Here is a 17,664-nt window from a genome sequence, read left to right on the forward strand (position 1 = left end):
TTATTTTCGTTTCAGTAATGAAACAATAGGTTTTCTAAATAATTCTCTTTCGTATTCTAACATTCCTAAGGTATACATCATTACAGCAAAAACTAATGTGTATGATACTCCTTTGGCTATAAAACTAAACCATCCATCACCCGGAATATAATTTATAAAGTAACCAACTGCAACCACCAATAATACCACTAATACTACTTTATGAAGTAATTCTTTGAAAAAACGGATAATATTTAATCCTATGGTATGATGATAATAAAAGTTCATCACGTTTTGAACAATCATCCATCCTCCGACAAGACCAATTATCATTCCCGTAGCACTATATTTCATAGCTAGAAACCCTCCAACAACAACACCAACAATCATAAAACTTAAATACAAAATCGCTTTAAAAGAGAGTTTGTTTTTAGCTTCTAAAATGGAGTTCCCAAAAGCTTGTAGTAATGGTAATGTATACCCAATCATTATGATCAAAGCAATCATGTAAATTTCTCTACATTCTTCTGCGGTATACCTCCCATTTGCTGCCGATTCTCCACCACCTACCCAAAGGTTTATAAATTGTTCTCCATACAATAAAAAGGCACCAAAAATATACATCAAAATAATGAAAGATAATCTTCCTAATTTAATCATCATATTAGTTAACTCTTCTCCACTCGCATTATTAACAGACATCTGTGTTGCTCTTGGAAGAAAAACGCTAGAAATTGCTGTAGAAAAAGCTCCATAGTATGTACCAAGAGCTATTCCAATACCATATATCCCTAATACTTTAGGAATACTTATTGCGCCTAATACCCAACTTCCAGATTTCCATTGTAACATATTTACAATAGCAAAAAGGAAAATCCAGCTCGAATATTGAAAAATCTGAAGAATAAAGCTTTTTGAGAGTTTATGTAACTTAAATCGTACTTTCAATTTCACCAATACATAGTAAGCAGATACTGAAATCGTAAGCATATTAAATATAGTGTCAACAATAACCAAGGCTATTGCTCTTCCACCGAAATATAAAACACATACAATAGTTAACGATCGTAATATATATCGAATAATACCTACAGACTCAGGAAAAACAAACTTTTCGTATCCCTTGCAGATTCCAGTAAATATCATTCCAGGTAATTGAATTGCCAAATTAAAGACTAAAATCACAAACATGATTTTTGCAATTCTTAATTCCTCTGCATTAAATTTTGTAAAATAACTATCAATAAAGAAATAAAAAATACTACCCGATATTACAACTAGTGTAGAAACCGCAGCATATAGTATTCTAACTGTTCCTAAAAAATTTTCTTCTCCTTCTCGATCTTTTTCCGCACGATATTTTGCAATAAAGCGAACTACTGTATTGGTGAGGCCAAAATCCAATAAAGCTATGGTTCCAATTAAAGCACCAATTGCATTGAATATTCCGTACTCATCTTTTCCTAAATAACTAACGATTAAAGGGGTTATTACAATCCCAACAACATTAATCAAAAAGATTTTTAAATACGTTAATAAAGCTCCTTTTTTTAGTTGGCTCAATTTGGTTGGTTTAAAAGTTGTTTTTACTTAAAAAAAACAGGAAGCATATTTATAATCTTCCGTGCACTTCCTCTTTTAATATTCCTTTTACGTCATATAAAACACCATCTGGTTTCAATAGTGATTTTAAATCAATATCTAAGTACTCCTTATGTGCTACTGTTAATACGACTGCATCATACTTAGTATTAGGTAATTCATTCATAGTTGATAACCCATATTCATGTGCTACTTCAGATGGGTTAGCCCAAGGATCATAAATATTTACATTGGTTCCAAAATCCTTTAAATTTTGAATTACGTCAACCGCTCTGGTATTTCGAACATCAGGACAATTTTCTTTAAATGTTATTCCCAGTACCAAAATATCAGCTCCTTTGATTTTGATATCATGATTGACCATCAATTTAATAACTTCGGACGCTACATATTGTCCCATACTATCATTCAATCTTCTTCCTGCTAGAATTATTTCCGGATGATATCCAAATTCTTGCGCTCTTTGAGCCAAGTAGTATGGATCGACTCCTATACAATGACCACCTACTAAACCTGGCTTAAATGGTAAAAAGTTCCATTTTGTTCCAGCTGCTTTTAGCACGTCATTTGTATCTATGTCCATTAGATTAAAGATCTTTGCTAATTCATTTACAAATGCAATATTAATATCACGTTGGGAGTTTTCTATTACTTTGGCAGCTTCCGCAACTTTAATTGTAGGTGCTAAATGAGTTCCTGCAGTAATTACCGAAGCATATAAATCATCTACTTTTTTTCCTATCTCTGGAGTAGAACCTGCAGTTACTTTTAATATTTTTTCTACAGTATGTAATTTATCTCCAGGATTAATACGTTCAGGAGAATACCCAGCGAAAAAGTCAACATTGAACTTCAATCCACTTACTTTTTCCAAAACTGGTATACATTCTTCTTCAGTAACACCAGGATACACTGTAGATTCATATATCACTATATCTCCTTTTTTTAATACCTTCCCTACCGTCTCACTTGATTTATATAATGGTGTAAGATCAGGTCTATTGTTCTTATCTACTGGAGTGGGTACCGTAACTACATAATAGTTACAATCTTTTATGTCTTCAATATTGGAACTACAAAAAAGTCCCTGATCCATTTTGCTGCTTTCAGTTAAAACTGATTGAAGAATTTCATCCTCAACTTCTAATGTAGTATCCTTACCTGATCGTAACTCCTCTATTCTATTTTGATTGATATCAAAACCAATAACGGGAAACTTGGTTGCAAAAAGTCTAGCTAAAGGAAGTCCCACATATCCCAGACCTATGATTGCTATTTTAATATCTTGCATGGCTATTGTTGTTATTTATATTTATTAGAATGGTCTATTTAAGATTATTCCAATACCATTTTACGGCTTCTTTTAATCCTGATTTCATATCAAATTCAGGATCATATCCTAATAATGTTTTTGCTTTATCCACTGATGCTAAAGAATGAGGCACATCACCCTTACGTTCTGGTCCATTCTTTACTTCTACATCATTTATTTTAGGATCAAACTCTGAAAGATAGTCTTTTAATAAAGTTACTAATTCATTTAAGGTAGTTCTTTCCCCGAATGCTGTATTATATACATTATTTAGAGCTTCTTTATTATCAGAGACAATAGCTCTAAGATTCATTTGAATTACATTATCTATATATGTAAAATCTCTTGAAAAAGAACCATCGCCATTAATTACAGGAGATTCATATTTCATGAATTGCATTACAAACTTCGGAATAACGGCAGCATATGCTCCATTTGGATCCTGTTTTCTTCCAAAAACATTAAAATATCGCAAACCTACTGTATCTAAATCATAAGTTCTCTTAAAATTATCTGCATATAATTCATTTACATACTTCGTAATTGCATACGGTGATAAAGGTTTTCCGATTTTTTCTTCTACTTTAGGTAATGCTTTAGAATCTCCATATGTGGATGAACTCGCTGCATAAATAAACCTTTTAACACCCGCATCTCTTGCAGCTACAAGCATGTTTAGAAACCCCCCTACATTTACATCATTACTAGTTATAGGATCATTTATGGATCTTGGTACTGATCCTAATGCAGCTTGATGTAATATATAATCAACACCATTACAAGCTTTGTTGCAATCCTCGAGGTTTCTAATATCTCCTTCTATAAAAGTAAAATTTGGATTTTCAATTAATGTAGTCAGGTTTCTCTTATGACCTGTTGCAAAATTATCTAAACCTATTACTTTACTGCCTTTATCCAGTAATGCCTCACATAAGTTAGATCCTATAAAACCTGCCGCTCCAGTTACCAGAACAGTAGAAGAACTTAACAGCTCCAATTGGTTAGTGTTCATGTATTTTTGTATTACCCCTTGATTTTTAATCCCCTGCGCTATGTTTTTGACATAGACAGCGCGAAATTAACATTTAACAACAGAACACACAACTTATATCTCAGGGGATTTTGACCCATAATAAATACTTAATGTTCCGTTATCCTAAAAAAAAATCAATTCATCGATTTTAAAAAACATAAATAACTAAAAATCAATTATTTAAATATTAATTCGATTTTATTAACAAAAACGTTTTCGGAACGAAAAACAGGTGTTAATACCTATACAATTCTAACAGCTCTTCTTCGAATCTCTTTTTTGGTAAATATTGCTGTTCTAAATTGGGCTCAAAAGGAATAGGTGTATCCAAACTTGAAACTCTTTTTACTGGCGCATCTAGAAACTCAAAACAATGTTCCATTAGCAAAGCAGAAATGTCTGAAGCTATACCTCCAAACATAGAATCTTCTTGCAGTATAATAGCCTTTCCTGTTTTCTTTACCGATTTTATAACAGTATCTATGTCAATCGGTTTCAACGTTCTTAAATCGATAACATCTGCATTAATCTCAGAATGAACTTCTAAAACATCCAAAGCCCAATGCACACCTGCTCCATATGTGATTACAGAAATATCCTCTCCTTCTTCTAATAAAACTGCTTTTCCAATAGGTGTTGTATAATATTCTTTCGGCACCTCTTGTCTAACACTACGATATAACGCCTTGTGTTCAAAAAATAATATTGGATTTGGATCTTCTATCGCTGCTAACAATAGTCCTTTGGCATCCTTAGGAAAAGCAGGGTAAACCACCTTTAAACCAGGAGTCTTAGTAAACCAAGCTTCATTGGTTTGACTATGAAATGGTCCCGCTCCTACACCACCACCACAAGGCATTCTAATAACTACATCAGACGCTTGACTCCAACGATAATTAGATTTTGCCAGTAAATTGACAATAGGATTAAATCCTGAAGAAACAAAATCAGCAAATTGCATCTCTACGATTGCTTTCATACCATTAACAGATAACCCATATGCAGTAGAAACTATTCCTGATTCACAAATAGGAGTATTTCTAACTCTGTCTTTTCCAAATTCTTCAACAAAATTTTCTGTTATCTTGAAAACACCACCATAATCGGCAATATCTTGTCCCATAATGACTAGGTGATCATTTCTGCGCATTCCCATCTTTAAAGCTTCAGAAATTGCATCTATAAATCGTAATTCTTCAGATGTGTTATCTAGAGGTTTGCTTTCTACAAAATGAAATTCTTTATAAACATCATTTAGTTCTTTGCTTATATCAACCAAAACACCTTCTTCTTCATTTGTGCGCTTCCAATCCTTATCAATTTCTTCCTTAATTTCAAATTTTATGCGAAAATCTTCTTCATCTGATAAGATGGCATTGTTAATCAAGAATTCTTTATAATTTTCAATTGGATCTTTTTTAGCCCAAAATTGCATGAGTTCCTCCGGTACATATTTGGTGCCACTAGCCTCTTCATGACCACGCATTCTAAAAGTTTTAAACTCAATCAATACAGGTCTTGGATTTGTTCTAATATCAGCTGCTATTGTCCGTATAGTATCATAAACTTCTACTACATTATTACCATCAACTACATATGAATCCATTCCGTATCCTAATCCACGATCAGCAAGATGTTTACAATTATATTGTTCTGAAATAGGTGTAGATAGACCATACCCGTTATTTTCGATACAAAAAATAACAGGCAAACTCCAAACTGAAGCTATATTCAATGCTTCATGAAAATCTCCCTCACTTGTTCCACCTTCTCCTGTAAAAACTGCTGTAACCTTGTTATTCTTTTTCAACAAGTTACCTAAAGCAATACCACAAGCGACACCTAATTGAGGCCCTAAATGAGATATCATTCCGACTAAATTATATTCCTGCGAACCAAAATGAAAAGAACGATCTCGACCATTTGTAAAACCATTGGCTTTCCCTTGCCATTGACTAAAAAGTCGATATAAAGGCACTTTTCTTGTTGTAAATACTCCAAGGTTTCGATGCATTGGTAATATATATTCCTCAGGATTCAAGGCTGCAGTTACCCCAACTGAAATTGCTTCTTGACCAATACCACTAAACCATTTAGATATTTTGCCTTGTCGTAACAATATGAGCATTTTCTCCTCAATCAATCTTGGTTTTAACATTTTGGCATACAATGAAACCAATAATTCCTTACCATAATCCTTTATATCAAAATCAGATAATAACTTTTCTTCTGCCATATTATTAAATCAATTCGTGAAACAATTTCAACTTTCAAAAATGGAAAGATAGCCTAGTAAATGTAGTTATTTTTATTTCAGAAATAGCCTCGACCCGAGAATACTATTAAGTACTTGTTAATTTAACCTAATTAATACTATGATTTAATTAAATTTACTACGTTTTCATTCGATTTTATTAAAATATAATTAATTTGACATTCTTTTGAAATGTTAAAAAAAAGATGAACAGCATGATGTATATTTAAGCAAATACATCTATTTTAGTTATAGTAAATAATACAACCATGAATAATATACCGAGTGTAGATCTTGCCGACTTTTTATCAGAAGATCCATCACGTAAACAAAAGTTTGTTGATGAAATTGGTAAAGCCTATGAAGAAATAGGTTTTGTAGCATTAAAGAATCATTTTTTAAGTGATGATTTAGTCGATGAACTATACAAAGAAGTAAAAGCTTTTTTTGCTTTGCCTTTGGAAGACAAACAGAAATATGAAATTGAAGGATTAGGAGGTCAAAGAGGCTATATCTCCTTTGGAAAAGAACATGCCAAAGGAAAAAAAGAAGGTGATTTAAAAGAATTTTGGCATTTTGGTCAAGAACCTTCGGAAGATGCTAACCTAAAAGAGGAATATCCTCCAAATGTAATTGTCGAAGAATTACAAGACTTTAATCCTACGGGTATGGAAGCCTACAGAATGCTTGAGAAAACAGGTATTTATGTTTTAAGAGCTTTGGCTATTTATATAGGATTAGATGAGAATTATTTTGATCATTGGGCTAGTAATGGAAATAGTATTTTGAGACCTATCCATTATCCACCGATTACCGAAGAACCAAAAGGTGCAGTAAGAGCAGGTGCACATGGAGATATAAATCTCATAACCCTATTAATGGGTGCTTCTACTGGAGGGTTACAAGTACAACGTAAAGATGGAGAATGGATCGACGCAATACCAGAAGAGGATGAACTGGTAATTAATGTTGGAGATATGTTAGAACGTCATACTAATAATAAATTGCGTTCTACTATTCACCGAGTAATCAATCCACCAAAAGAACAATGGAGTAAACCAAGATATTCCATCCCATTTTTTATGCACCCAAGAAGTGATATGAAGCTCAATTGTTTGGAAGAATGTATCACTGATAATAATCCAAAACAATATGATGATATTACTGCAGGTGAGTTTCTTCATCAAAGATTAGTAGAAATAGGATTGATAAAGAAATAATATAATTATGGATTTAAAAGATCAATTAAAAAATTTATTTCCGGATCATCAATTTACAGAAGAAGAGAAAACAGAGGAAACAAATGAAGGTATTTGGATGCAAGATGATCCTATTATCTGCAAATATGAAAAGAGAAAAGGAAAGCCAATAACTATTTTAGAAGGGTATACGGGTGCGGATGAAGATTTTAAAAAGCTTGCTAAGGAAATTAAAACAACATTAAGTGTTGGTGGAAGCTTTAAAGATGACCGAATTATCATCCAAGGAGACTACAGAGATAGAATTATGGATATTCTAACCTCTAAAGGTTTTAAAGTAAAAAGAGTTGGAGGATGATTTTCTAATTAACCATTAAAAGAATACATTTTTGGGGGCTAAAACATTACATATAACCAATGGAGATAGCTTAACAGACTATCTGAAAGAGCTAAATCTTGTCGATGGAGAATTTATGATTTGGCGTGAAATGCTTTGTGAAGGCCCCACTTTAATTAAATTTGAAACCGAAAAAGGTATTGCCATAAGAAAAGAATTCTTAAAAAAGTATTACCGAATTTCACATGCGGATTATCAAAGTAAATTTGTGACACAACTTGATAAGTTGGATGCTATTCACAAATTCGATGAAATTATTCTTTGGTTCGAATATGATCTTTTCTGTCATATAAATATGATAGCTGCCATTAGCTTACTGCTTCGTAAAGGAGTTAAAGAAACTCCTATTTATTTAGTTTGCAGTGGACGCGTAGAAAATGCCAAAAAATGTTTAGGATTAGGTGAACTAACAGCTGCACAACTAAAACAGCACTACGAACAAAAAGTTCTACTAAATCTTAATGATCTAGAACTTGCTTCTCATATTTGGACATTGTATTGTGAGTCTAATCCTAAAAAAATAGCTGGACAGATTAAAAAACAATCCTCTTTCGAATACTTATCCATATGTCTAAGAGCACACTTACAAAGATTTCCTAATATGTTAACAGGACTTAATACTTTAGAGCATAATATTTTAGAGATGGTTGATAACTACCAGATTAAGAATATTAAACAGTTAATGGGATATGCTTTGGAATATCAAGGATTCTATGGATACGGTGATATGCAAATGAAGCGAGTGTTAGCAAGATTATTTCAATTCTTTGATCAAACCAAAGATCGTTTATTATTATCCGAAAGAGGAAGATTAGCATTAGAGGAAAAGAAAAACTTCTATAATACTCAAATGCTAGATTGGTACTACGGAGGTGTCAAAAAATATGATTACCTCTATAACAAAGAAACACACAATTTATTAAAATTATAAAATGGCGATAGCTGAATCCGAACTGATACTCAACGATGATGGCAGTATCTACCACTTAAACTTAAAGCCAGAACATATTGCATCCACCATTATCACAGTAGGCGATCCTGATAGAGTTTCTAAAATTACTCAGTATTTTGATAGTATTGAACACGCAACTCGAAAAAGAGAATTTCATACACAAACAGGAACTTACAAAGGAAAGAGGTTAACCGTAATTTCTACTGGAATTGGTACGGACAACATAGATATTGTATTTAACGAGTTAGATGCACTAGTGAATATTGATTTAAAAACAAAAAAGGTAAAAGATGAGCATGCGTCGCTTAATTTTATAAGAATTGGCACCTCTGGTGCTATACAACCTGAAATTCCTATTGATAGTTTTATAGTTTCTGAAATCGCCATTGGATTTGATAGTTTACTGCACTTTTATGATAGTGAAGATGTACAATTCCCACAGATATCAGAACCACTAATGAAACATTTGAATTGGAGTAATAAAAAATCATCGCCATATGTAGTTTCCTTTGACAAAAAACTTGGTAGACATATGCAAAGTGATGAAACTATTAAAGGATTTACTATTACCAATGTCGGGTTTTATGGTCCACAAGGAAGAGTTTTACGATTAGCAACATCTGATGCCTTATTAAACCAAAAAATAGGCTCTTTTAGCTACGCAGATAAAAAAATTACTAATTTAGAAATGGAAACTGCAGGAATTTATGGAATGGCCAAACTTTTAGGACATCGAGCAGTATCTATGAATGCTATCTTAGCAAATAGAGCTACAGGACTTTTTAGCCAAGACTCGGAAAAAACAATAGACAACCTCATTAAATACACCTTAGATAAAATTATTAGTTTCTAAAAATTAAATTTAACTTTTAGTTAAAAACTAAATGTATAGGATAATTTAATTTTAAATATGGATGAAAATAAATACACCTATAATGATAGGGATATAAATTGGTTAAGTTTTAACGAACGGGTTTTACAAGAAGCGGAGGATCCAACAAACCCATTATATGAGCGGTTGAAGTTTTTGGCGATATTTTCGTCTAATCTCGATGAATATTTCAGAGTAAGAGTTTCCAGACTTCGCCAAATCAAAAAGATTGATAAACAATTACGAAAAAAACTTGCTTTAAAACCTAATAAACAGGTAAAAGAAATACTAAAATTAGTAAAACTTCAACAAGAAAAATTTGGAAAAATATTTTTTAGCACCCTCATTCCAGAACTTGCCAAAAACGATATACACTTAGTTAATTATCAATTTTATAATACTGACCAACAACAATTTACTACTCAATATTTTATTTCTAAAGTTCTTCCTCTAATTGACTCAAAATTAGTTGTTAATTCTGATGAAGAAGAAGTTTTTCTAGAAAATAATAAACTGTATTATCTAGTTACTTTTGAAGAGAGCGAATCTTTTGGGGTTGTAAACATTCCCTCGGATCAGTTAGAAAGATTTGTTTGTCTCCCTACAGAAAATGAGAGTCATTATATCACCTTTATAGACGATATTATAAAATTAAACCTAAATCAAATTTTTGAAAATCAAAAGATTTTAGATAGTTATCAAATCAAACTTTCTAGAGATGCAGAATTATATATAGATGATGAGTTTGAAGGTATTTTAGCTGAAAAAATTAAAGAATCCCTTTCACAAAGGAATTTTGGACAACCCACACGATTACTTTTTGACTCGTCTATGCCCAAAACACTTAAGAATGAGGTTAGAAAATTATTTAATTTAGGGAAAATCGATATGATGCCTGGTGGCAAGTATCATAACTTCAGTGATTTTTTTAGCTTTCCGGATCCAACAAATAACAGTTTTTTATATTACCCAGCAGTTTCTGAAGTAAGACATAGTGAATTTGAAAAAAGTGACAACTATTTTGATATCATTAAAAGAAAAGATCAATTAGTGCACTTTCCTTATATGTCTTTTGATTATGTGCAAAATTTTATAAATCAAGCTTCTACAGACCAATATGTAACTGAAATAAAAATATCACTATATCGAGTTGCAAAAGAATCTGAACTAACCAATTCTTTATTAAAAGCAATTGAAAATGGTAAAAAAGTAACCGTATTCATTGAAGCAAAAGCACGTTTTGATGAAAAAAATAATTTAAAATGGGGTAAAACATTTGAAGAAAAAGGAGCTTCCGTTTTTTACAGTTACCCTAAAATCAAAGTGCACTCCAAAATACTTTTAGTAAAGAGAAAAGAAAAAGATATTATCCAATCTTATGCATATATTGGTACAGGAAATTTCAACGCAAAAACTTCAAAAATATACTGTGATCATGGATTATTTACTTCCAACTCGAAGATCACGAAAGATTTAAGTGAAGTATTTGAGGTTCTGTCAGGTAAAATGATACTTCCTAAACCAAAACAATTATTAGTAGCTCCCTTTACGGTAAGAAATACCTTCGAAGATCTGATTGATATAGAAATTGAAAATGCTAAAAACGGCAAGCCTGCAATTATAAAAGCAAAATTAAACAGTCTAGAAGATAAAAAGATTATAAATAAGTTATATAGAGCAAGTAGTATTGGTGTAAAAATAACATTACTGGTTAGAGGTTTTACTTGTCTAATTCCTGGATTAAAAGGTATGAGCGAAAATATCCGAATTACTAGTATTGTAGATCGGTATTTAGAACATGGAAGAATTTACTATTTCGAAAATGGAGGAGAATCTAAGATTTTTATTGGAAGTGCAGACTGGATGACACGAAACTTGGATAAACGAATTGAAGTGTTAACTCCGATATTAGATACAGATTGTAAAAAAGAATTAGAAACTATTCTGGATATGCAACTAAGTGACAATAAAAAATCTAGGATTCAAGATGCTAAATCTAGTAACAGCTATCAAAAGAAAATGGACGATGAACCGCCCATACAATCACAAAAAACAATCAGAACATATCTAAATCAGATACATACCGATGATAACATATTATCCAAACAATATCTTAAGACTGATGAAAAAATTAGTCAATAAAAGTAGCGCAATGAAAATAACGATACCATTTTCTAAAGTGTTACTTTTTAGCTTTGCCACTTTCACTTCAGCACCTTTGTTTTTTAAAAAATTCTTTTTCATAACGATTATTGTTTTTATTTTGGGTTATATGTTGCTAATATAGTCGAATATATCAGACTTATATTTCAAAAGTAATCATATTTTTTCTATTTAAACGATAAAATGTACTTTTTTATCGTTTAAATACAATTTTTAACATATTTACATTATAACTATATGCAAACGATCAAAATTGGAGGCGTTCCAGAGCATTTTAATTTACCATGGCATTTAACAATAGAAGAAAAAGCCTATCAACAAAAAGGTATTAATTTAGAATGGACGGATTTTCCTGGTGGCACTGGAGCTATGTGCGAAGCATTGCGCAATGAGACTATTGATATTGCCATTATACTTACCGAAGGTATCGTAAAAGATATGATCGCTGGTAATCCTTCGAAAATTGTACAAACCTATATACAATCACCTTTAATTTGGGGTATTCATGTAGGACATCATTCTACATATAAAACTATAGAAGATATTCGACATACTTCTGCAGCAATAAGTAGATATGGATCTGGGTCTCATTTAATGGCCTATGTAAATGCACAAAATCAAGGATGGGACACATCTCTTTTAAAATTTGAAGTTATACGAAATTTAGATGGAGCAGTTGAGGCACTAACTAATGATACAGCTGATTATTTTATGTGGGAGCATTTTACAACAAAACCATTAGTAGATAATGGAACATTTAGGCGTATAGCGGACTGCCCTACTCCATGGCCTTGCTTTGTAATTGCAGTTCGAGAAAATATTTTACAATCACATCAAGAGCAAATACAAGATATTTTAGAAATTATTAATTCTACAACTAGTGATTTCAAAAAAATTCCAAGTATAGATAAGACATTAGCTTATGGATATGATCAACGCTTGGATGACATAAAAGAGTGGTTACAACTTACCGAATGGAGCCAATCTATGATAGCACTAGAAACATTAGATCAAGTCCAAAATCAACTAAAGCAATTAAACATTATCGAAAAAACAGTTGATTCAAAAAAATTAATTTTTGAAGTATAAGCAACCTTTTTACATTTCAAACATCTTGCTTACAAAGGAAAACAATTTAATTATTATGAAATCAATTCTTATCGTAAGCATTATTTTATGCTCATTTCAATGTACCGTAGCACAAGATCAATCAGATCTGCCAAAACGAGATATTAACAAAAATGAACTTAGTCTAAACCCATTAAATATTGTAGCTTTTGGTGCTCTTGATATTGGATATGAAAGAGTTTTAAATAATAATAGTACTCTTGGATTTGATTTTTTCTATCTATTAACAGATAGAGATGATGATGATATATTTGATGGTGATGATATATTTGAAAAAGACATTGCTTTTACAACAAAGTTCAAGTACTTTTTTGGAGAAAGAATAGCTCGAGGGTTTTATGTAGAAGGTTTCGGTATGTTATCTTCTGGATCAGATGAAATCTTAATAGATGTATTTGATTCTCAAGGTAATTTCATAAGAGTTGATGAGATTGAGGAAGATTTCACGGACTTCGCTTTAGGATTTGGTGTTGGTGGAAAATTTGTAGCCAGGAATGGTTTTTTAATTGATATCGGATTTGGTATTGGACGAAATTTATTTAACAACGATGCTCCAGAAATCGTTATAAGGCCAAACTTGTACTTAGGTTATCGTTTTTAGAGAATTTTCATTTAATTCTCTTTTAAATAAATACCACATGCTTTTTATCTTCATTTTTTGGTAGGGTATTTTATCTATTATATGTTTTAGGTACAGTTCACATCAATTTTGATGATATTAATTAAAACAAAAAAAATGAGACTTTTATTAATTACAATTATTACCTTCTTTACTTCATTTATATCATATAGTCAGGATTCACCAGACATTATACCAAGAGATATTAATAAGAACGAGATTGGCCTTAATCCTCTAAACATAATTGCGTTCGGAGCATTAGATGTTTCTTATGAAAGAATTTTAAGCAGCGATCATAGTATAGGTGTTGATATATTCTATAGGTTCAGTGATGATATTGATAACGATAATGATATCGTAGATAGAGATGGTATTTTCGATAAAAAATTAGCGTTAACAGGACATTATAAATACTTCTTTGGTCGTCGAGTAGCAAGAGGATTTTATGTAGAAGGTTTTGGTATGTTATCAACTGGTGATCATGATAATACGGTAAGAGTAGTAAATGATCAAGGAGACTTAATTGGTTTTAGAGATGTTCCAGAAAATTATACTGACTTTGCTCTTGGATTTGGAGTTGGGGGAAAATTCGTAACCAGAAACGGCTTTTTTATAGATATTGGTTTTGGAATAGGAAGAAATTTATTTAACAATAAAAGCCCTGAAATTATAGTTAGACCGGATTTATATATAGGATATCGATTTTAGAGGTAGGGATATCCATTATATAAACGTTATATATATAAAGGTAAAGATGGCATATGTTCAAATATTTAATAAATTTTTATTAGATCATAAATTTTACCCTATACATCTTTAACATATTTTTAATTCTTAGAGATTACGGGCTTTCCGCAGCTAAAGATTTAAATATTTTTGTACATTTGCCATGCCTACCCCGAAAACCAATTATCAGTATGCACGCAACCATTATATAGTTCTTGCATCTAATAATTAACTAACAAATCAATTATGGTGACATTTTTACTAATTCTTGGAGGGCTTATAGCATTTAATTTTATTCTTCTAAAATTCAGTGTTCAATCGGTTGATACAAATAGAAAAAAGTCTAAAAACTTAAAATCAACTACAGACGCTAACATTGGCAAAGCGAAAACTGCTAGCATAGCAAAAGCTGCTTAAAAAGTATTTTACCAAATTATCGGTGATTGATTTACTTTTTTTAGGTAATCATTTGTTTTACTAAAATGTTTATTTCCGAACCAATATCCTCTATTCGCGCTTAGCGGAGATGGATGTCCACTGTTCAGCACCAAATGTTCTACAGTATTTATTTTAGCTCCCTTTTTCTTTGCGTAACCACCCCATAACATAAAAACTACGTCTTTTTTGTTTTCTGATATAGTGTTGATTACAGCATCAGTAAATTTTTCCCAACCTTTACCCTGGTGTGATCCTGCTTGATGAGCACGAACCGTTAATGTTGCGTTTAGTAATAGTACACCTTGTTTAGCCCAACGTTCTAAATTACCATTCGACGGGAATGATACATTTAAATCAGTTTCTAATTCTTTAAAAATATTAATTAGAGATGGAGGTATTGCTACGCCTTCATTTACAGAAAAGCATAATCCATGAGCTTGTCCAATACCATGATAAGGATCTTGGCCAATAATAACAACTTTAACATTGTCAAAACTGCAATGATCGAATGCAGCAAAAATCTCAGAACCCTTTGGATAACAAGTGTGATCTTTATATTCAGCTTTTACAAAATCAGTAAGAGTCTTAAAATACGGTTTTTCGAACTCATTTTTAAGTTGTTCTTTCCAACTGGGATCAATATTTACGTTCATCTTAGTATCAAAAAAATATGCAATTGTTTACATTTGCTTCAAGCAAAATTATGACAAATACTTTTTAAAAATCGAGCGATACCACAAGTTTTATAACAAAGAAATTAACAAAAAAAGAATATTTCCTAAATCAATTAGGTCCAAAAAATGATTAGAATTTCAGACAAAACACTTAAAGATTTAGAATTCAATACGGTATTAAATCATATTGAAGAGCTATGTAATACAGAACACGGGAAAGCAAAAGCTGTACAAATTGTTCCTTTTTCTACAAAAGAGAATTTACATTTGGCACTACAACAAGTATTTGAATATAAATCTTCATATTTAAACGATTCGAGAATACCTAATCACGGATTTGATAGTATCAATACAGAGTTAAAATTATTAGGAATTGAAAATACGTTCTTAGAAAGCTTTAATCTAAAGAAGATAATATCTATTAACTTAACTGTTAATGAGTTACTTAGTTTTTTTAGAAAAAATAAAGAACTTTACCCAACACTGTATCAAACTTCAAACACCATTACCTTTACCAAAGAAATTATAAATCTCATTGATACGGTAATTGACAAATTTGGTGAAGTAAAAGATAACGCCTCTCCTACTCTAAATGTGTTAAGAAAAAATATACACGAAGTTCAAGGTAAATTGAATGGAAGTTTCGGAAGGGATTTGAGCAGATACAATAGTTTAGGATATTTGGATGATATTAAGGAGAGTATTGTTGATAATCGAAGAGTGCTAGCCGTAAAAGCAATGTACCGAAGAAAGGTAAAAGGTTCTATTCTTGGTAATTCTAAAACTGGAAGTATTGTATATATAGAGCCCGAAGCAACAATTCAATTTAGTCGTGCTTTAAATAATCTTCAATATGAAGAAAGAGAAGAAATTGTAAAAATACTGAAAGAATTAACTAATAAAATTAGACCTTTTTCCGAACTTTTAGGTGAATATCAGGAATACTTAAGCGATGTAGACATCATCGCTGCAAAAACAAAATACGCTCAAAAGTTTAATGGAGTACTACCAAAAATAACAGAAGATCGAGAATTAACCGTAAAGGATGCGTATCATCCTTTGCTGTATCTAAATAATCAAGAAAAAGGCGAAAAGACGTATCCGCAAACCATTTCATTAGATAAGGATAATCGTATCATTGTTATCTCTGGCCCTAATGCGGGAGGAAAGAGTATCACTCTAAAAACGATAGGTTTATTACAAATCATGCTTCAGAGCGGTATGCTAATTCCTGTACATGAATATAGCAGAATGTGTTTGTTTAATACCGTTCTTACTGATATTGGAGATAATCAATCGATAGAAAACCATTTAAGTACGTATAGTTATCGATTGAAGAATATGAATTACTTTCTAAAAAAGTGCAATGATAAAACCTTATTCCTTATTGATGAATTCGGAACAGGAAGTGATCCAGAATTGGGGGGAGCATTAGCAGAAGCCTTTTTAGAAGTTTTTTACGAACGTGAATCGTTTGGTATCATAACTACGCATTATGCTAATTTAAAAATGTTGGCTAACGAATTACCGAATATGACCAATGCCAATATGCTTTTTGATTCACGCACTTTAGAACCACTTTTTAAACTTTATCTTGGTGAAGCAGGTAGTTCATTTACATTTGAGGTTGCTCAAAAAAATGGAATCCCCTATAGCTTAATAAATAAAGCTAAAAAGAAAGTAGAACGAGGTAAAATTAGATTTGATAAAAGTATTGCGAATCTGCAACGCGAACGTTCTAAACTACAAAAAACTACATCTTCTCTAAAAACAAAAGAGCAGAAAACAGAAGAAGAAAAAGAACGTTTAGACAAAATCAATAAAAGACTACAACATAAGCTGGAGAGCTATCAAGAACTTTATGATAGTAATCAGCGAATGATATATCTCGGGCAAAAACTAAATGAAATAAGTGAAAAATACTTCCATAATAAAAAGAAGAGAGAACTTATCGACGAGTTTATGAAAATTGTGCAGGTTGAGAACTCTAAAAGAACAAAACAAACTACCAAACAAAGAAAAGCCAAGAAAGCAAGACAACAAAAGGTAGTCAAAGAGGTGGAAAAAAAAGTTGAAGTAATTAGAGAAAAGAAAAAAGAACAAAAAAAGATAGAAGAAAAATTAGAAAAAGAAAAACCCAAAGTGATTCTTAAAATCGGAGATAGAGTTCGTATGATAGATGGTAAATCAATAGGAACCATTGATACTTTAGAGAAAGGGAAAGCTGTAGTAAATTATGGGATTTTCACAACAAATGTAGCCATCGATCAACTTGAATTTGTAGAAAGAAAAAAAAAATAATTTTAATCTTCATTCA

General features: G+C 31.5%; 15 protein-coding genes. 10 read left to right on the forward strand and 5 right to left on the reverse strand.

The window, feature by feature from the left end; genetic code table 11:
• From ACWNT5_RS16410 to ACWNT5_RS16425, 4 genes are all read right to left on the reverse strand, one after another.
• On the reverse strand, positions 1–1,542 hold the full coding sequence (locus ACWNT5_RS16410) for an oligosaccharide flippase family protein (RefSeq protein WP_299601771.1): 1,542 nt from the start codon (positions 1,540–1,542) through the stop codon (positions 1–3).
• Between the two features lie 49 nt (positions 1,543–1,591).
• A complete protein-coding gene (locus ACWNT5_RS16415; protein ID WP_299601774.1) occupies positions 1,592–2,872 on the reverse strand; it encodes a nucleotide sugar dehydrogenase in 1,281 nt (426 codons plus the stop codon).
• Positions 2,873–2,906: 34 nt separating this feature from the next.
• Positions 2,907–3,905 carry an SDR family oxidoreductase gene (locus ACWNT5_RS16420; protein WP_456517947.1) on the reverse strand — a complete coding sequence of 333 codons (999 nt, stop codon included), beginning with the start codon at positions 3,903–3,905 and terminating at the stop codon, positions 2,907–2,909.
• A gap of 256 nt (positions 3,906–4,161) precedes the next feature.
• A complete protein-coding gene (locus ACWNT5_RS16425; protein ID WP_456517948.1) occupies positions 4,162–6,162 on the reverse strand; it encodes an alpha-ketoacid dehydrogenase subunit alpha/beta in 2,001 nt (666 codons plus the stop codon).
• Between the two features lie 287 nt (positions 6,163–6,449).
• Here ACWNT5_RS16425 and ACWNT5_RS16430 point away from each other — a divergent pair, with 287 nt between their 5' ends.
• The 9 genes from ACWNT5_RS16430 (at position 6,450) to ACWNT5_RS16470 (ending at position 14,652) form a co-directional block, all read left to right on the forward strand.
• Positions 6,450–7,400 (forward strand): isopenicillin N synthase family dioxygenase, encoded by a 951-nt coding sequence (locus tag ACWNT5_RS16430; RefSeq protein WP_299601782.1) that lies wholly within the window; start codon positions 6,450–6,452, stop codon positions 7,398–7,400.
• Between the two features lie 7 nt (positions 7,401–7,407).
• On the forward strand, positions 7,408–7,737 hold the full coding sequence (locus ACWNT5_RS16435; RefSeq protein ID WP_299601785.1) for a translation initiation factor: 330 nt from the start codon (positions 7,408–7,410) through the stop codon (positions 7,735–7,737).
• A gap of 31 nt (positions 7,738–7,768) precedes the next feature.
• A complete protein-coding gene (locus tag ACWNT5_RS16440) occupies positions 7,769–8,707 on the forward strand; it encodes a DUF1835 domain-containing protein (protein WP_456517949.1) in 939 nt (312 codons plus the stop codon).
• A 1-nt stretch (position 8,708) separates the two neighbouring features.
• The gene (locus ACWNT5_RS16445; RefSeq protein WP_456517950.1) at positions 8,709–9,581 is read left to right on the forward strand and encodes a nucleoside phosphorylase; all 873 of its coding nucleotides are present in this window, start codon (positions 8,709–8,711) and stop codon (positions 9,579–9,581) included.
• A 57-nt stretch (positions 9,582–9,638) separates the two neighbouring features.
• Positions 9,639–11,741: a polyphosphate kinase 1 gene (gene ppk1, locus ACWNT5_RS16450; protein ID WP_456517951.1), complete on the forward strand. Its 2,103-nt coding sequence runs from the start codon at positions 9,639–9,641 to the stop codon at positions 11,739–11,741.
• A gap of 258 nt (positions 11,742–11,999) precedes the next feature.
• Entirely contained in the window at positions 12,000–12,851 is an 852-nt protein-coding gene (locus tag ACWNT5_RS16455) for a substrate-binding domain-containing protein (protein WP_456517952.1), read from the forward strand.
• Between the two features lie 55 nt (positions 12,852–12,906).
• The gene (locus tag ACWNT5_RS16460; protein ID WP_299601799.1) at positions 12,907–13,491 is read left to right on the forward strand and encodes a hypothetical protein; all 585 of its coding nucleotides are present in this window, start codon (positions 12,907–12,909) and stop codon (positions 13,489–13,491) included.
• Positions 13,492–13,626: 135 nt separating this feature from the next.
• Positions 13,627–14,217 carry a hypothetical protein gene (locus ACWNT5_RS16465; protein ID WP_299601802.1) on the forward strand — a complete coding sequence of 197 codons (591 nt, stop codon included), beginning with the start codon at positions 13,627–13,629 and terminating at the stop codon, positions 14,215–14,217.
• A gap of 264 nt (positions 14,218–14,481) precedes the next feature.
• On the forward strand, positions 14,482–14,652 hold the full coding sequence (locus ACWNT5_RS16470; RefSeq protein WP_299601805.1) for a hypothetical protein: 171 nt from the start codon (positions 14,482–14,484) through the stop codon (positions 14,650–14,652).
• An 8-nt stretch (positions 14,653–14,660) separates the two neighbouring features.
• Here ACWNT5_RS16470 and ACWNT5_RS16475 read toward each other — a convergent pair whose 3' ends face one another.
• On the reverse strand, positions 14,661–15,326 hold the full coding sequence (locus ACWNT5_RS16475) for a uracil-DNA glycosylase (protein ID WP_299601808.1): 666 nt from the start codon (positions 15,324–15,326) through the stop codon (positions 14,661–14,663).
• A 147-nt stretch (positions 15,327–15,473) separates the two neighbouring features.
• Here ACWNT5_RS16475 and ACWNT5_RS16480 point away from each other — a divergent pair, with 147 nt between their 5' ends.
• Positions 15,474–17,648: an endonuclease MutS2 gene (locus ACWNT5_RS16480; protein WP_456517953.1), complete on the forward strand. Its 2,175-nt coding sequence runs from the start codon at positions 15,474–15,476 to the stop codon at positions 17,646–17,648.
• Positions 17,649–17,664 lie beyond the last annotated feature (16 nt).

Source organism: Aquimarina sp. 433, from assembly GCF_054054605.1.